This window comes from Paractinoplanes hotanensis (assembly GCF_023717965.1).
Classification (GTDB): Bacteria; Actinomycetota; Actinomycetes; order Mycobacteriales; family Micromonosporaceae; genus Actinoplanes; species Actinoplanes polyasparticus.
This window is the reverse complement of sequence record NZ_JAMQOL010000015.1, coordinates 264,736-285,305: the sequence shown is the minus strand read 5'-3', so window position 1 is coordinate 285,305 and position 20,570 is coordinate 264,736. Positions and strand designations below refer to the sequence as shown.

21 protein-coding genes and 1 pseudogene are annotated in these 20,570 nt (G+C 71.4%); 12 read left to right on the top strand and 10 right to left on the bottom strand.

Features of this window, described 5'->3' with window-relative positions:
* Positions 1-38: 38 nt before the first annotated feature.
* The 3 genes from LXN57_RS12860 (at position 39) to LXN57_RS12850 (ending at position 2,468) form a co-directional block, all read left to right on the top strand.
* Complete coding sequence (locus tag LXN57_RS12860) at positions 39-851, top strand: PrsW family intramembrane metalloprotease (protein WP_251798289.1); 813 nt, start codon at positions 39-41, stop codon at positions 849-851.
* Positions 852-1,146: 295 nt separating this feature from the next.
* Positions 1,147-2,049: a phosphotransferase family protein gene (locus LXN57_RS12855; RefSeq protein WP_251798288.1), complete on the top strand. Its 903-nt coding sequence runs from the start codon at positions 1,147-1,149 to the stop codon at positions 2,047-2,049.
* A complete protein-coding gene (locus LXN57_RS12850) occupies positions 2,049-2,468 on the top strand; it encodes a GNAT family N-acetyltransferase (RefSeq protein WP_251798287.1) in 420 nt (139 codons plus the stop codon). Before LXN57_RS12855 ends, LXN57_RS12850 begins: the two co-directional genes overlap by 1 nt.
* Positions 2,469-2,472: 4 nt before the next feature.
* On the opposite strand, the gene LXN57_RS12845 is transcribed toward LXN57_RS12850, so the two are convergent.
* From LXN57_RS12845 to LXN57_RS12835, 3 genes are all read right to left on the bottom strand, one after another.
* Positions 2,473-3,051, bottom strand: coding sequence for a dihydrofolate reductase family protein (locus tag LXN57_RS12845; RefSeq protein ID WP_251798286.1), 579 nt, complete (start codon positions 3,049-3,051; stop codon positions 2,473-2,475).
* A 73-nt stretch (positions 3,052-3,124) separates the two neighbouring features.
* Positions 3,125-3,682, bottom strand: coding sequence for a hypothetical protein (locus tag LXN57_RS12840; RefSeq protein WP_251798285.1), 558 nt, complete (start codon positions 3,680-3,682; stop codon positions 3,125-3,127).
* Positions 3,683-3,987: 305 nt separating this feature from the next.
* Entirely contained in the window at positions 3,988-4,959 is a 972-nt protein-coding gene (locus tag LXN57_RS12835) for a class I SAM-dependent methyltransferase (RefSeq protein ID WP_251798284.1), read from the bottom strand.
* A 101-nt stretch (positions 4,960-5,060) separates the two neighbouring features.
* On the opposite strand from LXN57_RS12835, the gene LXN57_RS12830 reads away from it, so the two are divergent.
* The 4 genes from LXN57_RS12830 to LXN57_RS12815 are packed head-to-tail and all read left to right on the top strand — an operon-like array spanning position 5,061 to position 8,054.
* Positions 5,061-5,459, top strand: a complete 399-nt coding sequence (locus tag LXN57_RS12830) for a TOBE domain-containing protein (RefSeq protein WP_251798283.1) — start codon at positions 5,061-5,063, stop codon at positions 5,457-5,459.
* Positions 5,456-6,244, top strand: coding sequence for a molybdate ABC transporter substrate-binding protein (gene modA / locus LXN57_RS12825; protein ID WP_251798282.1), 789 nt, complete (start codon positions 5,456-5,458; stop codon positions 6,242-6,244). The genes LXN57_RS12830 and modA overlap by 4 nt, the downstream gene beginning before the upstream one ends.
* Entirely contained in the window at positions 6,241-7,023 is a 783-nt protein-coding gene (locus LXN57_RS12820; RefSeq protein WP_438872871.1) for an ABC transporter permease, read from the top strand. The genes modA and LXN57_RS12820 overlap by 4 nt, the downstream gene beginning before the upstream one ends.
* Entirely contained in the window at positions 7,020-8,054 is a 1,035-nt protein-coding gene (locus tag LXN57_RS12815) for an ABC transporter ATP-binding protein (RefSeq protein ID WP_251798281.1), read from the top strand. The genes LXN57_RS12820 and LXN57_RS12815 overlap by 4 nt, the downstream gene beginning before the upstream one ends.
* Position 8,055: 1 nt before the next feature.
* On the opposite strand, the gene LXN57_RS12810 is transcribed toward LXN57_RS12815, so the two are convergent.
* A complete protein-coding gene (locus tag LXN57_RS12810; protein ID WP_251798280.1) occupies positions 8,056-8,625 on the bottom strand; it encodes a DUF1349 domain-containing protein in 570 nt (189 codons plus the stop codon).
* 9 nt (positions 8,626-8,634) lie between these two features.
* Positions 8,635-9,090, bottom strand: a complete 456-nt coding sequence (locus LXN57_RS12805) for a DoxX family protein (RefSeq protein WP_251798279.1) — start codon at positions 9,088-9,090, stop codon at positions 8,635-8,637.
* Between the two features lie 140 nt (positions 9,091-9,230).
* Here LXN57_RS12805 and LXN57_RS12800 point away from each other — a divergent pair, with 140 nt between their 5' ends.
* The 3 genes from LXN57_RS12800 to LXN57_RS12790 are packed head-to-tail and all read left to right on the top strand — an operon-like array spanning position 9,231 to position 11,623.
* Complete coding sequence (locus tag LXN57_RS12800) at positions 9,231-9,767, top strand: hypothetical protein (RefSeq protein ID WP_251798278.1); 537 nt, start codon at positions 9,231-9,233, stop codon at positions 9,765-9,767.
* Positions 9,768-9,774: 7 nt separating this feature from the next.
* Positions 9,775-10,989 (top strand): alpha-amylase family glycosyl hydrolase, encoded by a 1,215-nt coding sequence (locus LXN57_RS12795; protein WP_251798277.1) that lies wholly within the window; start codon positions 9,775-9,777, stop codon positions 10,987-10,989.
* 49 nt (positions 10,990-11,038) lie between these two features.
* On the top strand, positions 11,039-11,623 hold the full coding sequence (locus LXN57_RS12790) for a DUF1684 domain-containing protein (RefSeq protein WP_251798276.1): 585 nt from the start codon (positions 11,039-11,041) through the stop codon (positions 11,621-11,623).
* 259 nt (positions 11,624-11,882) lie between these two features.
* On the opposite strand, the pseudogene LXN57_RS47880 reads toward LXN57_RS12790, so the two are convergent.
* Both LXN57_RS47880 and LXN57_RS12780 read right to left on the bottom strand, forming a co-directional pair.
* Positions 11,883-12,494, bottom strand: a pseudogene (locus tag LXN57_RS47880) (adenosylcobinamide amidohydrolase); the annotation flags it as partial.
* A 331-nt stretch (positions 12,495-12,825) separates the two neighbouring features.
* Positions 12,826-13,383: a GNAT family N-acetyltransferase gene (locus LXN57_RS12780; protein ID WP_251798275.1), complete on the bottom strand. Its 558-nt coding sequence runs from the start codon at positions 13,381-13,383 to the stop codon at positions 12,826-12,828.
* Between the two features lie 99 nt (positions 13,384-13,482).
* Between LXN57_RS12780 and LXN57_RS12775 the strand changes: the two genes are divergently transcribed.
* Entirely contained in the window at positions 13,483-14,508 is a 1,026-nt protein-coding gene (locus tag LXN57_RS12775; protein ID WP_251798274.1) for a hypothetical protein, read from the top strand.
* Positions 14,509-14,715: 207 nt separating this feature from the next.
* Complete coding sequence (locus tag LXN57_RS12770; protein ID WP_251798273.1) at positions 14,716-15,585, top strand: dienelactone hydrolase family protein; 870 nt, start codon at positions 14,716-14,718, stop codon at positions 15,583-15,585.
* On the opposite strand, the gene LXN57_RS12765 is transcribed toward LXN57_RS12770, so the two are convergent.
* From LXN57_RS12765 to LXN57_RS12755, 3 genes are all read right to left on the bottom strand, one after another.
* Positions 15,582-16,382, bottom strand: a complete 801-nt coding sequence (locus tag LXN57_RS12765) for a discoidin domain-containing protein (protein WP_251798272.1) — start codon at positions 16,380-16,382, stop codon at positions 15,582-15,584. The genes LXN57_RS12770 and LXN57_RS12765 overlap by 4 nt on opposite strands.
* 138 nt (positions 16,383-16,520) lie before the next feature.
* Positions 16,521-18,176 (bottom strand): sulfatase-like hydrolase/transferase, encoded by a 1,656-nt coding sequence (locus LXN57_RS12760; RefSeq protein WP_251798271.1) that lies wholly within the window; start codon positions 18,174-18,176, stop codon positions 16,521-16,523.
* Positions 18,177-18,238: 62 nt separating this feature from the next.
* The gene (locus tag LXN57_RS12755; protein ID WP_251798270.1) at positions 18,239-20,443 is read right to left on the bottom strand and encodes a putative bifunctional diguanylate cyclase/phosphodiesterase; all 2,205 of its coding nucleotides are present in this window, start codon (positions 20,441-20,443) and stop codon (positions 18,239-18,241) included.
* Between the last annotated feature and the right edge of the window lie 127 nt (positions 20,444-20,570).

Genomic DNA, 20,570 nt, shown 5'->3' with positions numbered 1-20,570 from the left:
ACCGTGAGTCGATCCCACCGGCGGGGTAGCTGCGTGCCATGCGCGATCACACCTCCCGCCGGTGGGCCTGGCTCGGCGTCCTGGTCACCGGTCTTGCCCTGTACGCCGTCGTGCTGTGGACCCTGGTCCACACACAGAACCCCAACTTCGTGCCGGCCCTGATCCTGCTCGGCGCGACCGTCGTCCCCCTCGCCTTCCTCACCTTCGCCCAGGCCCGCACCGGCCGCTGGCAGGTGCCGACCTCGGCCCTGGTGATCTCCGCGTTCTTCGGCGGCGTCATCGGCATCGTGGTCGCCGGCACCGGAGAGTACGACACGCTGCGCGACCTCGGCGTGCTGCCGATGGTGCTGGTCGCGCTGATCGAGGAATCGGCCAAGCTCATCGTGCCGCTGATCCTGCTGCTCACGATCATGCGGCGGCACGAGCGCCGCCTGCCCTCCGACGGCCTGGTCATCGGCGTCGCGTCGGGCCTGGGCTTCGCCGCCCTCGAAACCATGGGGTACGCCTTCACGGCCCTGCTCGCCTCGGGCGGCAACATCGGCAGCGTCGAGCAGACCCTGTTCCTGCGCGGCCTGACCGCCCCCGCCGGCCACACCGCGTGGACCGGCCTGACCGCCGGCGCGCTGTGGGCCCTGATCGCGGCGCCCAGCACCCGGCGGGCATTCGCCTTCCTGGGCACCTTCGCCGGCGCGGTCGCCCTGCACACCGCCTGGGACACGTTCGGCGCCCTGATCCCGTACCTCGTGCTGGCCGTTCTCAGCCTCGGCTGGCTGTTCCTGGCCCTGCGCCACTACCGCACGTTCGCCGAACACTCCCCCGCGGCCCTGTCACTGCGACCCCTCACGATCTGACTGCCAGGGCGGCGGCGGATGCGGATCTGGTCAGGCCGCGGCGCTGACCGCCCAGAACGACCTCGGCCTGTTGTTGCACGTGCCGTAGGTGACGAAGCGATCTGCGTTGACGCTGAGACAGTAGTCCCAACCGCGATCCCACCAGGTCGTGCTCTTCATCTGGTAGACGCCACCGCTGGACGAGGCGGAGTCGTAGAACGCCTCGAACGTGTTGTAGTTGTTCTAGGCCCGCGCAAGAATTTCTGCCACCCCGCTTCCGCCGCGGCCTCGAGCGTTTCGGCTACCGTCTCGGGTCATGCGCAGTCCCACTCAACCGCTGGTCGGCGTGGATGACATCGCCGGAATCGTCCGGGACGGCCTGGGCGCCGACGTGACCGGGGCCTCGGAGCTGAGCGGCGGCGGATTCGCCGCGGTGTGGCGAGCTTCGCTCACCGACGGGCGCGAGGTGGTGGTCAAGGTGGGGCCGCCGGCGTCGGCTCGCCTTCTCTCGTACGAATGTGGGCTGATCCCGGCCGAGGCCGAGTACTTCTCCCTCGTACGCGGAAAGGCCCCCGTGCCGGCGGTGCTGGCCGGCAGCGACAACTGGATCATCTCGTCGCTGCTGCCCGGCCGCCCGCTGACCGACGGCGACTCGCCCCGGGCCCGCGAGCAGCTCGGCGCGGCCATTGCCCGGGTGCACACGGTCAGCGGGCCGCTGTTCGGCTACACCGGCGGCCGCCCATCCGGTTCCGACTGGCCGGCTGCCTTCCACGCGATGATCGAGTCTCTGCGGGCCGACGCCGACGCCTGGGCGGTGCCGCTGCCCCCGCTCGACGGCCTGATCGCCCGGCACCACGCCGTGCTGGCCACGGTCGAACGGCCGGCGTTGCTGCACTTCGACCTGTGGGACGGCAATGTTCTGGTCGCGCCGGACGGCTCGCTGAGCGGCCTGGTCGACGGCGAGCGTTACCTGTACGGCGATCCCCTGCTCGACTTCGTGTCGCCCGCCCTGTTCCAGCGGATCGACGAGTCGCATCCGTTCGTGGTGGGCTACGGAGCCGGCCCGTTCACTGCCGCCGAGCGCACCCGGCTGGCGCTGTATCGCGTCCACCTCTACGTGCTCATGCTGGCCGAAGGCCCGAGCCGGGGAATCGCGCTCGACGCCGACCGGCAGAAGCTGGTGACCGCGTTGCTCGAGGCCGAGTTGGCAGAGCTCTGATGCGGGTCGCCTGGCTGACCGACGTCGCCCCCGTGGCCGTGCTCTTCGACGAATACCGGGTCCACTACGGACAGACGCCGGACATCGCGCGAACCCACGCCTGGCTGACCGACCAGGTCACGTCCGGACGCCTGCGGGTTGCCGCCGCCGACCACGGCTTCGTGACGGTCGCGGTCATGCCGGCCTCGCTGACACTGGGCGAGGCCTGGCTGATCCGCGATCTCTACGTCCCGCCCCGGGCCCGGCGCCGCGGGGTGGCCCGCGCCCTGCTGACCCACGTCGTCGAGGCCGCCCGCGCCGCCGGCGCCCGCCGTGTCTCGCTGCAGACCGAGAACGACAACGAGTCGGCGCTGGCCCTCTACGCCGCGGCCGGCTTCCGCCCGGTCACCGGCCTCGAGATGCTCAACGTGTCGCTCTGAGCCGTCAGCGCGGGGTGGGGCGGTAGACGAGTTCTTGGGTACGGCCGTCGAACGTACGGCTCTCGAGCAGTTCGAGGTCGAAGTCGGCCGCGCCGGCGAGGATCGGACTGGTGCCGGTGCGCCCGGAGATGACGGGGAAAATCGTCACCTGAAGGCGGTCGACCAGACCCGCGGCCATCAGGGCCCAGTTCAGTGACAGGCTGGCCTGCGAGCGCAGCGGCACCTTCGACTCCTGCTTGAGCCGGGTGACGATCTCGACGGCGTCGCCGCTCACGATGGTCGCGTCCGGCCAGCCGAGAGCGTCCGTCAACGTGGACGAGATGACGGTCGCCGGCGCGCGCATCGTCCGCACGTTCCACTCGTCCAGCGCGTGCGGATCGATGCCCGACGTCATGATCTGAGCGTTCTCGCGGAACGTAGTGGCCCCGAAGACCATCCGCGGCCCGCTGTCGAAGAGGGTGGCCCGGTGCTCGAGCAATTCGGGGCCCTGCTTGCTCCAGTAGCCACCCCAGTCGGCGCCCTCGGCGTAGGAGCCGTAGCCGTCAAGTGTGGAGAAGACGTCCCAGGTGTAGGTGGCGGTCATGTCAGTTCCTCTCGTAGCAGGCGGTCCTTCACCTACTCCACGAGCAGCCCGGCCCCGATCCGACACACAAGGCTCAGTGGGAGGGATCGGTGCGCCGGCGTCGTCGCTCGATGTCGGCCTGAATCTCGGGGTCCCAGGCGGCGGCGTCCCAGTCCCGGGGCTGGGTTTCGACCGGCGGCAACAGCGGCCGCTGTCCCAACCCGGGGGCACTGACGCCGGAGTCGGCGCGGACAGCCGGGGCCGGGTCGGCGCGGACGGTCGGTTCGGCCAGCCAGCGCTGGAGCTTCACCCGGCTGATCAGCAGGCCGGCGATGAGCAGCAGACCCCCGGCAGCGCGGCCCAGGTGGAAGGCCGTCGGGGTCTTCGCCGGTAGCACGTAGGACAGAACGAGGATGAGCCATCCCGACGTCATGGCCCAGTTCCGGACCACCGTGACCAGGCCGCCGTAGCTCTCGACGATGCGCTTGGTGAGGTTGGTCCACACCAGGACCGACACGAACAGAGCCAGCGGTACGGCGAAGGACAGCACCGTGACGGGGAACCAGGCCGGCACCACGACGAAGTCAGCCTTGAGCGCCGCCCGCAACAACGAGTGCACGACCAGGGCAGCGGTCAGAACCAGCACCGCCACGAGCGCGAACTGCCAGCGGCCCGGCGGCCGGACAGTCGGGGCGGGGCCGGTTCGGCACGAATGGCCCTGACCGGGATGGTCCAGACGGGTTCCGCATCGCGGGCAATTCATGGTGGACGTTCCTTCGCGCTGACCGGCTGTGCGGCGGGCACGTTATCAGGCCGCCGTCGCCCTCGTGGTCCTGTCGCGAGAACTCAGCGCAGGCGCCTCGGGGCATGGGCCGCGGGGATCAGTGTGCGGTGGTGTCGAAGGTCAGGCCGGCGGTGAGGACTGCCCGATCAGCCGCCGATGCCCTGTCGCCCGCCTCACAGGCGGACCGCGACGGCGAGGAAGCTGTCTTCGGCGTCCTCGTAGCGCGACAGGCTCCAGCCCGTGCCGGCGAGCAGCGGCGCCAGGTTGGCGGAGTTCAGGGGTTCGGCCGCGGTGAGCGTGCGGCCGTGCCGGGCGGCCAGGGCGGCCCGGCTGGTCGGGTGGAAGAGGACGAGCCGGCCGCCGGGCCGGGTCACCCGGGCCAGTTCGGCGAGGCCGGCGGCGGGGTCGGGCAGGTGGTGGACGAGGCCGGCCGCGAAGACCACGGCGGCCAGGGCGTCGGGCAGCGGCAACCGGCGGGCGTCGGCCTGGATCAGGGCGGCCGACCGGTCGCGGCCCCGGGCCCGGGCCTCGGCCAGCATGTCCGGCGTGCAGTCGAGGCCGATCACGCGACCGGCCGGGCCGACCGCGTCGGCCAGGGCAGGCAGGGCCCGCCCGGTGCCGCAGCCGACGTCGAGGGCGATGTCCCCGGGGGCCGGCCCGGCCGACTCGACGGCTCTGGCGTACGCGGGAAGGTCGTCACCGAACTTCTTGTCCCAGCCCGCCGCCCGCGGGGCGAAGAACGCCTGGCTCTCGGTCAGGTGCCAGCGGTCGGGATCGGCCAGGCGCGGGTGCAGCTCGCGGATCACCGGCCACTGGGGGTCGTTGTTGTCGATCACCACCTGGGCCCGGCGCTCGCCCACGCCGGCCGGGCCGCGGGGCCCCGAGCGCAGATAGACGATCACGCGGTCGGCGGCCGGCTCGAGCACGTTCAGCGCCGAATCGAGCACGCCGCCGGACGGGCCGGTCAGGCCGAGCACCGCGTCGACGTTCCAGGCGCGGGCCGAGGGCGGGAACGCCGCCGCCAGCCGCGCCGCGAACCTGGTGGCAGCGCCGTGGTCGCCGCCGTCGACGATGACGGTGAGCGGCGCGCGGGGCGTGAGGATCTCGGCCAGGAACGCCGTGACCTCGGTGACTCGCTGGGACACGCCCCCCAGCATGCCGCCGCCGGTGTGATCTCGGCAACGGTTCGGCATCTGCGAGCCTGATCGGGTTCCTACCCTCGCAGATGCGGCCCTAGGGTGGCCTTGTGACGACATACCGGATCGGCGAGGCCGCCGACCTGCTCGGCGTCAGCGTCGACACGGTGCGGCGCTGGGTCGACGCCGGCCGGCTGGCGGCCGACCGCGACGATCACGGCCACCGGCACATCGCGGGCGCCGGCCTGGCCGCGTTCGCCCGCTCGATCGCCGACGAGCCCGACCCGGGCACCGGGCGCTCGTCGGCGCGCAACCGGCTGCGGGGCATCGTCACGGCGATCGTCCGCGACTCGGTGATGGCCCAGGTCGACCTGCAGGCCGGCCCGTTCCGGGTGGTGTCGCTGATGAGCCGCGAAGCAGTCGACGAACTGGGGCTCGAGGTCGGTTCGACGGCGGTCGCCGTCATCAAGTCGACCACGGTGGTCGTGGAGCGGGGGGACGACCGATGAGGGTTCTGGCCGGTCTGGCGATTCTCGCCGTGCTCGCGACGGCGGGGTGCGGCGGCGCGAACGACGGCGGGCGGCCGGCGGAAGGCGGGGGCAGCGCCGAGCCCGGGGCGACCGGCTCGTTGACGGTCCTCGCGGCCGCGTCGCTGACCGAGGCGTTCGACAAGATCAAGGAGGACTTCCAGGAGCGCAACCCTAGCGTCCAGATCGTCATCTCGTACGGCGGAAGCTCGGGCCTGGCCCAGCAGATCACCTCGGGCGCGCCGGCCGACGTGTTCGCGGCGGCCAGTCCGGCCACCATGAAGACGGTTGTCGACGCGGGTGACGCCGACGGCGAACCCACCGTGTTCGTCCGGAACCAGCTGGTCATCGCGACCGCCGAGGGCAATCCGAAGGGCATCGCGACACTGGCCGACCTGACGAACCCCGACCTCAAGGTGGCGCTCTGCGCCGAGCAGGTGCCGTGCGGTTCCGCGGCCAAGACGGCGATCGAAGCGGCCGGCGTCGACATCACGCCGGTGACGCTGGAGCAGGATGTCCGGGCCGCGCTGTCCAAGGTGAAGCTGGGCGAGGTCGACGCGGCGCTGGTCTACCGCACGGACGCCGAGGCGGCCGCGGCCGACGTCGACGGCGTGGAGTTCCCCGAGTCGGCCGGCGCGATCAACGACTACCCGATCGTCACGCTGAAGAACGCGCCCAATCCGTCGGCCGCCGCCGCGTTCGTCGCCTTCGTGCGGTCCGAACCCGAGCTGAGGATCCTCACCGACGCAGGGTTCCAAAAGCCCTGAACAGGTTCCGGATCCCGCTCGCGCTGGCCGTTCCGGCCGCGATCGGCCTGACGTTCCTGATTCTGCCGCTGGCCGGGCTGCTGATCCGGGCGCCGTGGTCGACGCTGCCGGAACGCCTCACCGAGCCCGGCATCCTGGCCGCGCTGCGCCTGTCGCTGCTGACCGCGAGCCTGGCCACCGTGGTGTGCCTGATTCTCGGCGTACCGCTGGCCTGGGTGCTGGCCCGGGCCGAGTTCCCGGGGCGGCGGCTGGTGCGGGCGCTGGTGACCGTGCCGCTGGTGCTGCCGCCGGTCGTGGGCGGGGTGGCGCTGCTGCTCGTCTTCGGCCGGCGCGGGCTGCTCGGCGGATGGCTCGACCAGACGTTCGGCGTGAGCCTGCCGTTCACCACGGCCGGGGTGGTCGTGGCCGAGGCCTTCGTGGCGATGCCGTTCCTGGTGATCGCCGTGGAGGGAGCGCTGCGGGGCGCGGACGCCCGCTACGAGGAGGCCGCGGCGACGCTCGGCGCCACCCGCTGGACGGCTTTCCGGCGCGTGACGCTGCCGCTGATCGCGCCCGGCGTGGCGGCCGGGGCGGTGCTCTGCTGGGCCCGCGCGCTCGGCGAGTTCGGCGCGACGATCACCTTCGCGGGCAACTTCCCCGGGCGTACGCAGACCATGCCGCTCGCCGTCTATCTGGCGCTGGAGCAGGACGTGGACGCGGCCATCGTGCTCAGCCTGGTGCTGCTCGCCGTCTCGGTCGGGATCCTGGCCGCCCTGCGCGACAAGTGGGTGGCGGCATGACACTCGCGGCCACCCTCAAGATCAAAAGAGCCGGCTTCACCCTCGACGTCGAACTGACCGCCGCCCCAGGCGAGGTGGTCGCGCTGCTGGGCCCCAACGGCGCCGGCAAGACCACGTCGTTGCGGGCGCTGGCCGGCCTGCTGCCACTCGACGACGGTCGGATCGTGCTGGACGGCGTACGTCTGGACCAGCTCGCCCCCGAGCAGCGGCGCATCGGCGTCGTCTTCCAGGACTACCTGCTCTTTCCCCACCTCAGCGCGCTCGACAACGTCGCGTTCGGGCCGCGCTGCCGTGGCGTGCCGCGCGCCGAGGCCCGGCAGCAGGCCCAGGGCTGGCTGGCCCGGGTGGGCCTGGCCGAGCACGTACGCAAGAAGCCCCGCCAGCTCTCGGGCGGGCAGGCCCAGCGGGTGGCCCTGGCCCGGGCGCTGGCCGCCGAGCCCCGGATGCTGCTGCTCGACGAGCCCCTGGCCGCGCTGGACGCCCGCACCCGCCTCGACACCCGGGCCCAGCTACGCGGCCACCTGACCGCCTTCCCCGGCGCGACAATCCTGGTCACCCACGACCCGCTGGACGCCCTGATGCTGGCCGACCGCCTGGTCATCATCGAGGACGGCCGCGTGGTGCAGACCGGCGACGCCGCCACCATCACGGCCCAGCCCCGCACCGACTACGTCGCCCGCCTGGTCGGCCTGAACCTCTATCGGGGCCAGGCTTCGGGCTTCGGTGTGCGGCTGCCCGGCGGCTTCGAACTCGTGACCGCCACGCAGCAGACGGGCGAGGTCTTCGTGGCCTTCCCGCCCTCGGCGGTGGCGCTGTATCCGGCCCGCCCCGACGGCAGCCCCCGCAACACGTGGCCGGCCACGGTGACCACAGTCTCGCGCCACGGCGACGCCCTGCGCGTCGAGCTGACCGGCCCCGTGCCGGTGGCGGCCGACGTGACGCCGGCCGCCGCCGTCCACCTCGGACTGGAACCGGGCCGCGAACTCTGGGCCACGGTGAAGGCGACCGAGGTCCGCGCCTACCGGGCCTGACCTACTCGAGGCCGTCCCGCGAGATCGGCTCGCCCACCCGGAAATCCCGGAAGGTGACCTCGAGGCCCGCCCGCTGCGGCGAACAGCACATCACCCCGACCTCGACCGTCTCCGGCAGATCCAGGTAGCCGAGCCGGACCAGATGCCAGCCCCCGTCCCCGTCGCCCCGGTGCACACACACCGCCGACCCGAAGCGCGTCAGCCGGAGCGTCAGCTCGCCGCGATGATCCGGCAACGGCACCACCGACAGGTCGGAGAATTCCCGGGTGAGTACGGTGCTGAGCTGCACCGCGCCCGACGTGACCTCGAGCCCGGTCTTCAGCCAGGTGCTGTCGCCGGCCCGCAGCATCAGGCCCGCCTGGTCGAACAGGGCCGAATGACCGGCCGCGACCACCACCTCGGCCGTGAAGTCGCCGGTCACCGGCCGGTGATAGAAGTGCCCGTTGTCGGTGACGTACCCGTAGAACGTGCGGCGCCAGAAGTCCGTCTCGAGCCCGGTCACCACCCGGATCCGGCCGTCCTCGTCCGTCCACTGAGGTGGTTCGTTGAGCCAGGTCATCGATTCCGACATCGCGCCAGTCTAGGGTCTGTTTCGTAGCTGGGGTGGGAGCGAGGCGCGTCGCCGCCGGCGTAGCGAGCGCAGGGCGGGGACGGCGCTGGTCGCGGCGAGTGCCCACAGAACGAGCAGCGGCTGAAAGAGCAGCCGGATCGCGCGGGCCGCGTCGGTGTCGAGGCCGAAGCCGTCCCGATGCTCGGTGAACTGGGCGACGTTGCCGGGCAGGACCGCTACGAAGAAGGCCGCCGTGACGGCGCCCACGACGCCGCGGGCGGGCTGCCGCCAGGTGACGAGCAGGGCCACCGCGAGACACAGCTCGACCACTCCCGACCCGACCACCACGAGGTTCTCGTCGACCGGCACCCACGACGGCACCTGCGCCCGGAACTCCTCGCGGGCGAAGGTCAGGTGAGCGACGCCGGTGAACAGCAGCAGCGCACCCAGCATGATCTGGCCCGTCACACCGACCGCCCGTCGCATGGCCGCCTCCCCACCTCAGCCGACCGCCCCACCGTGGAAGGACAGCTCCGGGTGACGGTGCAGATCCTCGTAGATTGTGCGAGGGCTCGCCGGGTCCATGGTTGGACGGTACGCCGCCGGACGACCGGTATCCTTCGGCGGTGCGAGATCCGATCTGGGGCAACGACGTGGACTGGGCGGCGTTCCCCTGGCCGGAACCCGGCGACTACGACCGGCGGCAGATCCTGAGCGCGCTGCGGGCCGTCATCCGGCCCGACCCGGCCGACTGGAGCGATCCGGGGACGCTGGTGCGGTTCGCGGTCGGCAACGATCATCGCGGCACGGTCTACCCGGCCGCGGTGGCGATGACCGACGTACTGCTGAAGATCGCCGCCGCCTGCCCCGGCGAGCCGCGCCGGGTGGCTCTCGATGTGCTCGAGGCCTGGTGGAGCGGGTTCGAGCCGGAGAGCGGATTCGCCTCGTACGTCGATGCCGCGGGCCACCGGGTCGCCGTGCTGCCCGAGATCGCCCGGCGCGTCACCGCCGCCACCGACCTGCTGACCGGCATCGAGGCCCGGTCGCTGCTGACCGTCATCCCCCTCGGCTGGGGTCACACGCTGAACGAGGACGGCGGCGTGGAGTTCTGGGGCGGCCGTCTCAACCCCGACGGTTCGGTCCACTTCCCCCGAGGGGGATAGTGGTCGGATGCGCGAGTGGGTCGACCATGTGATCTGGTGGCACGTCTACCCCCTGGGGTTCGGCGGTGGGTTCCGGCGGCTGACCGGGTGGCTCGACTACGCCGTCGAGCTGGGCGCCAACGGGCTTCAGCTCGGGCCGGTCTTCGCCTCGGAGTCGCACGGCTACGACACCACCGACCACTTCCGGCTCGACCCGCGGCTGGGGGACGACGCCGACTTCGACGCGCTGATCGCCGGCTGCCGCGAGCGGGGGCTCCAGGTCATGCTGGACGGGGTCTTCAACCACGTCGGGCGCAGCTTCCAGGCGCCCGAGCACTGGTTCAAGCACACCGCGACGGGTGAGCGGGCCGTGTTCGAGGGCCACGGGGCGCTCATCGAGCTGAACCACGACGAGCCCGAAGTGCTGAACCATGTCGTACGGGTGATGGAGCACTGGCTCGACCGGGGCGCCACGGCCTGGCGGCTCGACGTCGCCTACGGGGTGCCGCCCGCCTTCTGGAAGGCGGCCGTCGGCCGGGTGCGGCAGAACCGGCCCGAGGCCTGGTTCACCGGCGAGATCATCCAGGGCGACTACGTGACGTTCCTGCGCGACAGCGGGCTCGACTCGATCACCCAGTACGAGTTGTGGAAGGCCATCTGGAGCAGCCTCAACGACGGCAACTTCTACGAGCTGGCGTGGGCGCTCAAGCGCAACAACGAGGTGCTGGAGGCGGGGCAGCCGCTCACCTTCGTCGGCAACCACGACGTGACCCGCATTGCGAGCAAGCTCACCGACGAGCGGCACCTCGGCCACGCGCTGGCCGTGCTGTTCACCGTCGGCGGCGTGCCGAGCGTGTACTACGGCGACGAGCAGGGCTTCCGCGGCGTCAAGGAGGACCGCGAGGGCGGCGACGACGCGGTGCGGCCGGCCTTCCCCGAGTCGCGCGACGGCCTGGCCCCGTACGGCTGGCCGGTCTTCGACCTGCACAAGCGGTTGATCGGCCTGCGGCGGCGGCACGCCTGGCTGGTCCGGGCCCGCACGACAGCCGAGCACCTGACCAACACGGCGGCCGCCCTCGTCTCGACCGACGGCGCCGACCGGCTGATCACGCTGCTCAACGTCGGCGACGAACCCTACGACTTCCCGATCGACACCGCCGGGCTGCGGGTGGTCGAATCGCACGACGACAACCGCTCGCCCGCCACCGTCCCGCCGCACGGCTGGTCGATCCTGGCCGGCTGAGGCATTCATCACCCGCCGCGCGGCCCCGGCTCCGCCTAGATTCAAAGGCATGCAGGCACTCGAGCTGACCGACTACCGCGCCGCCGTCGCGCGGATGTATCTGGCCGACACGAGCCTCGAGGAGTTCCGCGCCGAACGCGACAAACTGTTCGGCGCCCACCCGCAGTCGGCGATCCCCGAGGACGAGCGGGCGTCCTTCACCGGCCTGCACTACCTCCCCCGCAACGACGACGCGATCGTCGAGGCCGAGGTGCGCCCGGCGTCCGGCTCGATCGACATCGACACCGGCGGCCCCGACGGTGTCGTGCACTACAACCGGGTCGGCGTCATCGAGTCGCCGTTCGGCGAGCTGTCGCTGTGGTGGATAGCCGCCTACGGGGGCGGGCTCTTCCTGCCGGTGCGCGACGCCACCTGCGGCAAGGGCGCCTACGGCGGCGGGCGCTACCTCACCGACACGGTCAAGGGCACCCACGGCCGGGGCCTGCAAACCCTTTCCGGTACGAGGGTCCGGCTCGATTTCAACTATCTCTACAACCCGTCATGCGCGTACGACGACGCCTGGCTGTGCCCGCTGGCCCCGCCCGAGAACACGATTTCGGCCGCCATCGAGGCCGGCGAGCTCACCTACCACTGAGCACGGCCTGGTAGGCCGCCCGGGCGAGCCGCGCCCCCCAGGTCGACCGCGGCCCACCGTAAGCAGCGATCGCTCCCACACCGGTAGCCGCGCCGGGCTCGGTGCCGGACGACCCAACGCGCGTTCCCCTGGACACCTCACCGCGCCGCACGTCGAATGCTTCGCCGGGCGATCCGGCATGCTTTTCGGCAGGCGATCCGGCGCGCGTTTCGGCGCGCGTCTGGGCGCGCGTTTCGGCGCGCGTCTGGGCGCGCGTTTCGGCGCGCGTTTCGGCGCGGGTCTCGGCGCGCGTTTCGGCGCGGGTCTCGGCGCGCGTTTCGGCGCGGGTCTCGGCGCGCGTCTCGGCGGGGCAGAGAACGCAGACCGCATCGGTCGGCGTGCCGGTCGCGTCCCAGCCGAGGTCGCGGATCGCCTGCGCCTTGGCCTCGGTGATCGTGGCGACGGCGTTGACCAGCGCGCCCGCGCTGAGCCGGACGGGCACCCAGGCGACGACGTTGATCGTGCCGACGTGCGGCACGGCCTCCACCGTCGGGGCGGCGGCTCGGATCGGCACGCCCAGCCCGACCGTCGCCCACAGCTGCACACCGCCGTCCCCGGTCGCGACGACCTCGGCCACGTTGACCCCGGTGAGCAGGCCGACGCCGGGGCCGCTGAGACCGAGACCGGCCGCGATGCCGGTCAGGTGGTCGGCCGGATCGTCCCGGTCGTACGACATGGGCACGGTGGCATTGACCACCCAGCCGCAGGGACCGATGCCGCCGCCCAGCACGGCCGACGAGATCGCCAGCACTGGCTCAGGCAACCGCCAGACCAGCATCGGCTCGTCGCGGCCACCCTCAGTGCGATGGGTCAGGGTGGGCTCGGGCAGCACGATCATGCCGTAGACCGGACTTTCCCGGCTCTTCCGGCCCGCTTACTCCGGCACCCCTCCGGCCGGGCCACAAAGGGCTTTTGCGGCCGGGCCACACCGGGCTTCGGCGGCCGGGTCGCTCCGGCGCCCTCCGGCCGCGCGACACCGGCAACGTCCGGCCGGGTCACCCCGGGCCCTTGCGGCCCGGCCACTCCAGCGCCTTCCGGTCGGGTCACACTGGGCCTTTGCGGCCCGGCCACTCCAGCGCCTTCCGGCCGCACCACACAGGCAACGTCCGGCCGGGCCACTCCGGCGCCTGCGGGCCGCGTGACACCGGCACCGTCCGGCCCGGTCACTCCGGTTCTTTCCGGCCGGACCATTCGGGGGCCAGGACGGCCCAGATCTCGCTGTCGTGGCGGACGCCCTGCCACGGGAAGTTGGCGCGCAGCGTGCCCTCGTGGGTCATGCCGAGGCGGCGGGCCACGTTCGAGCTGGCCACGTTGTCGGGGCGGCAGTGCCACTCGACCCGGTGGACGCCGCGCTCGGTGATCAGCCAGTCGATGAGGTGTGTGGAGGCTTGGGTGATCAGCCCGCGGCCGGTGCCGGCCGGTTCCAGCCAGCAGCCGATCTCGCAGACACCGGCCTGCGGGTCGAGGTTGAACGCCATCGTCCCGCCGACGAGCACGTCCGCCAGCCAGATGCCGAGAATCCGGCCCTCGCCGCGGGCCTGCAGATCGGCGTACCGCTGAAGGGTTTCTCTCGCCGTCTGCAGATCGGTGCTGCGGCTCGCCCAGGGGATCCAGGGATCGACGGTTGCCCGCGCCCTGTTCATGTGAGCGAGAAATTCCTCTGCCTGCCACGGCTCCAGCGGGCGGAGCTCGGCGCCCTCACCCAGATCGACCTTGAACACCGGGCCATCGTAGCCGCCGCGTACCGGAAATTTTCTCTTCTCCTCTCGTCCACCCGCCGCCTTTAGATTTACGCTCATCGATCTATGGGAGGTAGGGTCATGGGGATTCGTCGCGTGATCGCGTCCGGCGTGGCGGGCGCGGTGGTCGCCGCCGGGATGGCGGCGCCGGCACAGGCCGCACCCAGCCGGGCCGAACTGGCGCTGCGCTGGGCGCCGATCCACTACCAGGACGTGGACGCCACCGGCAGCCACGCCCTGGGCGGCAAGAGCGACTTCATTACCCGGTACGACTTCGACGGCAATCTGAACGGCCGCGACAACTGGGACAACACCGGGAAGAACACTGCCGCCGCGGTGTACTACTCGGTGCTCGAGACCGGCAGCCACTACTACCTCGCGTACTTCTTCTTCCACCCGCGCGACTGGATCGACCACCCGTTCTTCGAGACCGAGCACGAGAACGACGGCGAGGGCGTGCTCGAGATCGTCGAGAAGGACGGTTCCGAGTACGGCAAGCTGAAGGCCGCGGTCACGGTCGCGCACAGCGACTTCTTCTCGTACGCCCCGAGCGGCAGCGACTGGACGAACGGCGGCGAGACGATCGACGGCACGTTGCAGTTCAAGTCGTCGCCGCACGACGGTTTCCAGCACCCGGTGACCGCGCAGGAGCGGGGCGGCCACGGCCTCAAGGCGTGGCCGCAGTACGACATCAACGGCGACGGCATCGTCTACTACCCCTCGGCAACGGTTGCGGAGTCGCCCAACGGCCCCGACGACCGCGACGTGCGCTACGAGCTGATCGACATCTTCGCGAGCGGCGGCCTGTGGGCGCAGCGCAACAACACCAACCTGTTCGCCAACCTGGGCACGTTCGCCGGTGACACCACCGGCGGCTGCGGCACCGGCACGTACTCGTGCGGCACGAACTCGGCCAACGCCCCGTGGGGCTGGGACGACGGCAACGACACCCCCGCCCGCGGCGAGATCGCCACCGACCCGGCCAAGCTGGCCGCCGCCTACTTCAAGGTTCCCGGCGCCCTCGACCGCACCTACAGCTACAACCCGTACGCCAACGAGGCCGCCGCCCTGAAGGCCGCCCGAAACCTCCCCCCGACGATCGACTAGGTCCCGAGTCGATCGTCAAGGCGCTCCCCGCGGGTCTCCCGGCCCGTGGGGAGCGCCTCGTTCTGATCTTGCGGAGTGCCACCGCCTCCCCCGCCCACCCAAGGGCACCGGGCGGCAGACTACGCCGAGGGGCGCAAACAGAGGGCGCGTTGTCCACAGCGGGCGGCACCGGGTTGTCCACAGGACGGATCAGCGGACAATCGTCCCGTGACGATTGAGGCGTTTCTCGGTCCGCCGCCGGCGAAGGTCGACCTCGACGGAACGTGCCTCGAGCGGATCGACTGCGGCCGTTACACGCGCGAGAAGGTCAGCTACGCCGTCGGCCCGCAGGAGCGCGTCTCGGCGTACGTCTGCGTTCCCCACGGCCTCGACCGGCCGGCCCCTGCGGTGTTCTGCCACCACCAGCACGCCTCGCGCTTCGATCTCGGCAAGAGCGAAGTCGTGGGGCTGGCCGGGGATCCGGATCAGGCGTACGCGGCTGAGCTCGCCGACCGTGGCTTCGTCACCATCGCGCCGGACGCGATCGGGTTCGAGGAACGCAACTGGAGCCCGGACGGCGCGTCCAACGTCTCCTGGTTCGAGCTGTCCACCCGCCTGGTCCGTGGGCGGACACTCCTGGCTTCCTGCCTGCACGACATCTCCACCGCGCTGGACTACGTGACGTCGCGGCCCGACGTCGACCCGAGCCGGATCGGGTTTCTCGGCCATTCGTACGGTGGCCGGATGGCCCTGTGGGCGCCGGCTCACGACCCGCGGATAATCGCCTCGGTCTCGAACTGCGGGTGCATTCCGTTTCGTCACTCCTACTCCCACGACACCGGCGTCCAGGCCGAGTTCGTGCTGCCCGGATTCGCCGCCGAGCACGACCTGGAGGACGTCATCGCCGGGTACGACGACCGGACCGCTCTGCTGATTTCGGCCGGCACCGAGGACAAGTGGAGTCGCGGGGCCGAGGAGCTTCAGCGCGCGCTCGGCAATCGCGTCGAGCTGGCGTTGTACGAGGCCGGGCACGTCTTCACGGCCGCGATGCGCGAGCGGGCGTACGAGTTCCTACGGGCTCGCCTCGGGCCGACCTAACGGATCTCCATCTCGAACAGGGAGAAGCCGTACTGGTTCGAGCGCTTCGTGCCGTACATGCGCACGTAGCGCGCGGCCACGCCGTCGGTGTCGATGCGGACCGTGCCGCCCTTCCCGGCGGTTGTCGACCAGACCGTGCGCCACTGTGTGCCGTTCGGGGACACGTCGATGCGGTAGGCGACGGCGTGCGCGTGCTCCCAGACCAGGGTGACCTCGTTGACGACGCGGCGCGAACCCAGGTCGGCCCTCAGCCATTGGGGTTCGGCGAAGCCGCTCGACCAGCGGGTGGCCGGGTCGCCGTCAGTGGCGTTGCCGGCCTGCCAGGCGCCACCCTCGGCGCTGCTCGCTGTGACCGTGCTGGTCAGCGCGAGGTTGGCCCGGGACGGGTTCGCACGGGCGGTGACCTTGGGCGGGGCCAGCTTGGTGGTGACCGACGGTGATGATGACGGTACTCGACTGGCCGGGGCCGCCACCGCCGACCGCGGGGCGGCGGAGTAGGCCGGCGCCGGGTCGGAGCCGGCCACTGTTTCCGTCGGGATCGCCACCGGGGGCACGCCGCGGTCGGGGATCGTCGCGTCCGTCGTGGCTCGGTAGGCGACCACCAGGCCGGCCGCCACGGCCACCGCGATCGCCAGGCCCGACACCAACCACCAGCTCTTTCGGGACCTGCGGCGGGCCGGTGGCGGCGGCGGCGCGGGTGCCGGCGGCGGCGCGGCCGGGCGGTTGCGCGACCGCACCTCCGGCAGGTGGGTCAGCCTGAGACTGTCGGCGCGGGACGGGCGCTGACGCTCCTCCACGAGAACTCCCGTTCGTCCTTGGTGGACGCCCCCTCGCGGCCACCAGGAACGTATCTTGACGGAAGTTGGTCACGGAATGGAGTTACGCACGGGTAGACCGCTGTCGATCATGTGATAGCGATCTACGTCACTCTGCGTTCAGTGAGGCTCCCCTTGCGGGCTGTAGGCGGTGAGGAACCTGTCGCGGAACTCGTTCATCGGCCACAGCGGGGCGTCGGGGGCCGGGGTCAGGCCGTCGGTCCAGCCCCAGCTCTTGATCCGATCGAGCACCTTGGGGTCCTTGGCGACGACCGAGATGGGCACGTCCTTGGTCGAGTTGGTGCCCACCACGACCGAGGCCGGCTGGTGGTCGCCCAGCAGCAGGAGCACCAGGTTGTCGTCGCCGTAGTTCTCGACGTACGAGACCAGGCTGTCGACGGAGTAGGCGATCGACCCGGCGTACGCCTGCTTGACCTTCTTGCCGTCCGAGAAGAGCTGTTGCGCGTTGGGGGCGCCCTCGATCAACGGGCCGTATACCCGGCCATCGCCGATCTTGTCCCACGGGAGCATCGGCGGCACCGGGGTCCACGGGGTGTGGCTCGAGGTCAGTGTCACCTCGGCCAGCAGCGGCGGGCGCTTCGCCTTGCCGAACTCGTACTCGTGCACCTGCTTCATCACGAACTGGTCGGGCATGGTCGACCAGCTCAGCGCCGGGCCGTGGTAGCCCAGCGTGTGCGAATCGTAGATCTGCTGGTAGCCGTAGAACTGCCCCTCGGGCCAGGCGAACGTGACGCCCGGCTGGAACCCGACGGTGCGGAAGCCGGCCCGCTTGAAGGCGGAGGTCAGCGTCATGCGGTCGGTCGCGACGAGGCTGCGGTACCGGTTCTGGTTGTCGATCCACAGGCCGGACAGGAACGTCGAGTGGGCCAGCCAGCTGCCGCCGCCGAACGTGGGCGACGTGAGGTAGCCGCTCTGCGCCTGGAAGCCCTTGGCCGCGAGCTTGGCCTGCCCGGAGCGCAGCTGGTCGACCACCGGCTGGTTGAACTCGGGGTTCTCGACGGCGTCGCGGCCGTAGCTCTCGACGAAGCCGATGATCACGTCCTTGCCCCGGAGGGCGCTCAGCAGCTGGTCGTCGGGCAGGGTCTTGAACGCGTCGTCCTGCACCTCGCGTACGAAGTCCTTGCGGTCCTGGATGTCCTGGGGCACGGCGAGCACGGTGTCGCGGGCCAGCTCGGCGGCGCTCTGGCTGGCCACCGGGATGCCGCCGACGAGCTGGAAGCTCATCACGGCCAGGGTGACCCAGGCGGCCGAGAGGGTGACCACCGTTCCGCGTACGGGCCAGGGGTGGGCGGCGATGACCCGGCTCAGCCGGCGGACCGAGAACGTCATCGCGACCAGCGTGACCGCGGCCAGCAGCACGGCGCCTGCCGCGGCTAGCAGCGCGCCACCCCGGCCGACCGAGTCGGTGAGGAAGTTGAAGCCGTCCTTGAACAGCACCCAGTCGAGCACCGGGTCGAACGGGCGGGCCAGCACGGCGTAGAAGCCGATGTCGATGACCTTCAGAACCGTCAGCACCCCGAGGCCCACGCCCAGCGCGGTCGCCGTGATGCGCCGGGCCCGGGCCGGCAGCGCCAGCAGCAGCGCCATCACGAGCAGCGCCTCGATGGGCACCCGGACCAGGGCGGTGAGCCAGAAGTTGCCCGGTGCGAGCCGGGTGATCTGGTCCGGGAGCACCAGCGCGAGGAAGACGAACAGGGCGGCGAGGGTGGTGACCACCCCGCCGGCGACCCGGCGCACGTGCTTGTTGACCGACACGACGTTTCCTAACCGCAGAGTTGCACCTACCAACAGGTACACGCTGGGTGCGGGTAAGCGGTTCAAGCCGAGACGGTGCTCACCCCGTCGAGCAGCGCGCGGATCTGCTCCGGGTCGGCCGGGCGGCCGAACAGATAGCCCTGGCCGTGGTCGATGCCGAGGCGGCGCAGGGTCGCCCACTGGGCGTCGGTCTCGATGCCCTCGGCCACGGTCTGCATCTTCAGCGCCTGGCCGAGGCCGGCCACCGCGTCCACCAGGGCCACGTCGTCGGCGTCGGTGTCGACGTCGTCCACGAACGTCTTGTCGATCTTGATGACGTCGACCGGGAGCTGCTTGAGGTAGCTCAGCGACGAGTAGCCGGTGCCGAAGTCGTCGATGGCCAGCCGTACGCCGAGCGCGCGCAGCGAGTGCAGGGTCCGCTTGGCGGTCTCGATGTCCTCCATCAGCATCGACTCGGTGATCTCGAGGGTGAGCGAGGCGGCGTCGAGACCGGCGTCGCGGAGTGCTCCGGCGACGTCGTCGACCAGACCGGCGTACTGGAACTGACGGGCTGAGAGGTTGACGTTGACCTTGAGACCGGCCGCCGCGGGTGACTCGGCGCGCCAGCGGGCGAGCTGGGCGCAGGCCTCCCGCAGCACCCACCGGCCGAGCGGCACGATCAGGCCGTTGGCCTCGGCGGCGGCGATGAAGTGGTACGGGCTGAGCAGCCCGTCGCGCGGGTGGTTCCAGCGCACCAGTGCCTCGACCGAGCTGACGCTCTGCGTCTGCATGTCGACCACGGGCTGGTAGAGCACGGCGAACTCGTCGTGCTCCAGCGCCTGCTCGAGGTCGACACGCAGCTGGGCCTCCTCGAGCACCGACATCGTCATGGTCGGGTCGAAGATCGCGTAGCCGTTGCGACCGGCCCGCTTGGCGGCGTACATCGCCAGGTCGGCGTTGCCGAGCAGATGGTCACCCTGGCTTTCGCCGGCCGCGGAGGTCGCTATTCCGATGCTCAGCGAGCAGGCGATGTCGCGGCTGCCCAGGCGGATCGGCTCGCGGATGGTCCGGACGAGCCGTTCGGCCAGCGCGGCGGCGTCGCCCGGCTCGAGGTCGCGCATGAGGATGGCGAACTCGTCACCGCCGAGACGGGCGAGCACGTCGGCCGGGCGCACGTGCCGGCGCAGGCGGCCGGCGATCGTGGTCAGCAGCTCGTCGCCGGCGCTGTGCCCGAGGTTGTCGTTGACCAGCTTGAAGTCGTCGAGGTCGAGCAGCAGCACGGTGACCGGGTGGAGGTCGTCGGCAGCGGCCACGGCCTCGGCCAACCGCTGCCGGAACAGGGCCCGGTTGGGCATGCCGGTCAACGAGTCGGTGAACGCCTGGAGGTGCAGCTTCTCCTCCAGCTCGCGGCGGGCGCCGATGTCGCGCAGGCTCACCACGGCGGCAGCGATGTCCGGGTCGTCGATCCAGTTGGTGGCCAGCACATCGACGTACACCCATTCGCCGTCGGCCCCGCGCAGCTGGGACTCCGCGCGCAGGCTCTGCCCGAGCGGCAGCGCGATCAGGCTGTTGAAGAAGTCTCGGGCCCGTTCCGCCCGGCCCTCCGGGAGCAGGCTGCTGAGGCGCCGGCCGACCAGCGCCTGCCGCGGCAGCCCGAGCATCTGGGTGATCGACTCGGTGGCGTACACGACCAGGCCGTCGGCCCCGATGGCGATCACCGCGTCGGCCGAGGCGGCCAGCAGCGTCTCGGCGCGCTGTTCGGCTGTGTGGCGGCGGCTGTCGAGCGAACGACGGCTCTTGGCGTAGAGCGCGGTCAGGCCGACGATGCAGCCCATCATCGCGAGCAGCACCAACGTGGTGCCGAGGGTGGCGCCGGCCCGCGCCGGGAGCAGCAGGGCGTACCCGCCGATCGACATCACGCCGAGGGCGATGACGAAGCGGGGTGACCACAACGCGGCCGCCGTGATCAGCAACAGGACGACGGCGGGGACGTAGAGCATCCAGCCGTCCGGATCGACCCAGCCGAACAGCAGCATCACCGGCATCTCGGCGAGCCACCAGCCCGCCAGCCACCGCCGGGTGCGCTCGCTGCGCACCAGGCGGGCCCACGGCAGCGGGAAGATGGCCACCTGGGACACGACGGCCAGCATCACCGGGAGCAGCCACCAGCGTTGCGCGCCCTCCCAGCCGATGGCTATCCGGACACCGCCGATCGCCGTGACCACCGCGGCGATGGCCGCGCCGATGCGAAGCTGACGCGCCCAGTACTCGGCGGTGTGATCGTCCATCTCGGCTGGTTGCACGAGCGCCTCGATCGGTCAACCGTTCCGCAACCTGAGCTTTCCTCCGGCCGTCGGGCCGACCCGTGACAAATGTCAGTGGATGAGTGAGTGCTCGCTCAGTACAGTCGTCGCC

What these genes read in the sequence shown, in the direction of transcription:
- LXN57_RS12850 (WP_251798287.1), top strand. Translation starts at nt 2,049, where the DNA reads ATGCGGGTCGCCTGGCTGACCGACGTCGCCCCCGTGGCCGTGCTCTTC.
- LXN57_RS12815 (WP_251798281.1), top strand. Translation starts at nt 7,020, where the DNA reads ATGACACTCGCGGCCACCCTCAAGATCAAAAGAGCCGGCTTCACCCTC.
- LXN57_RS12810 (WP_251798280.1), bottom strand. Translation starts at nt 8,625, where the DNA reads ATGTCGGAATCGATGACCTGGCTCAACGAACCACCTCAGTGGACGGAC.
- LXN57_RS12755 (WP_251798270.1), bottom strand. Translation starts at nt 20,443, where the DNA reads ATGGACGATCACACCGCCGAGTACTGGGCGCGTCAGCTTCGCATCGGC.
- modA (WP_251798282.1), top strand. Translation starts at nt 5,456, where the DNA reads ATGAGGGTTCTGGCCGGTCTGGCGATTCTCGCCGTGCTCGCGACGGCG.
- LXN57_RS12855 (WP_251798288.1), top strand. Translation starts at nt 1,147, where the DNA reads ATGCGCAGTCCCACTCAACCGCTGGTCGGCGTGGATGACATCGCCGGA.
- LXN57_RS12775 (WP_251798274.1), top strand. Translation starts at nt 13,483, where the DNA reads ATGGGGATTCGTCGCGTGATCGCGTCCGGCGTGGCGGGCGCGGTGGTC.
- LXN57_RS12805 (WP_251798279.1), bottom strand. Translation starts at nt 9,090, where the DNA reads ATGCGACGGGCGGTCGGTGTGACGGGCCAGATCATGCTGGGTGCGCTG.
- LXN57_RS12860 (WP_251798289.1), top strand. Translation starts at nt 39, where the DNA reads ATGCGCGATCACACCTCCCGCCGGTGGGCCTGGCTCGGCGTCCTGGTC.
- LXN57_RS12845 (WP_251798286.1), bottom strand. Translation starts at nt 3,051, where the DNA reads ATGACCGCCACCTACACCTGGGACGTCTTCTCCACACTTGACGGCTAC.
- LXN57_RS12790 (WP_251798276.1), top strand. Translation starts at nt 11,039, where the DNA reads ATGCAGGCACTCGAGCTGACCGACTACCGCGCCGCCGTCGCGCGGATG.
- LXN57_RS12795 (WP_251798277.1), top strand. Translation starts at nt 9,775, where the DNA reads ATGCGCGAGTGGGTCGACCATGTGATCTGGTGGCACGTCTACCCCCTG.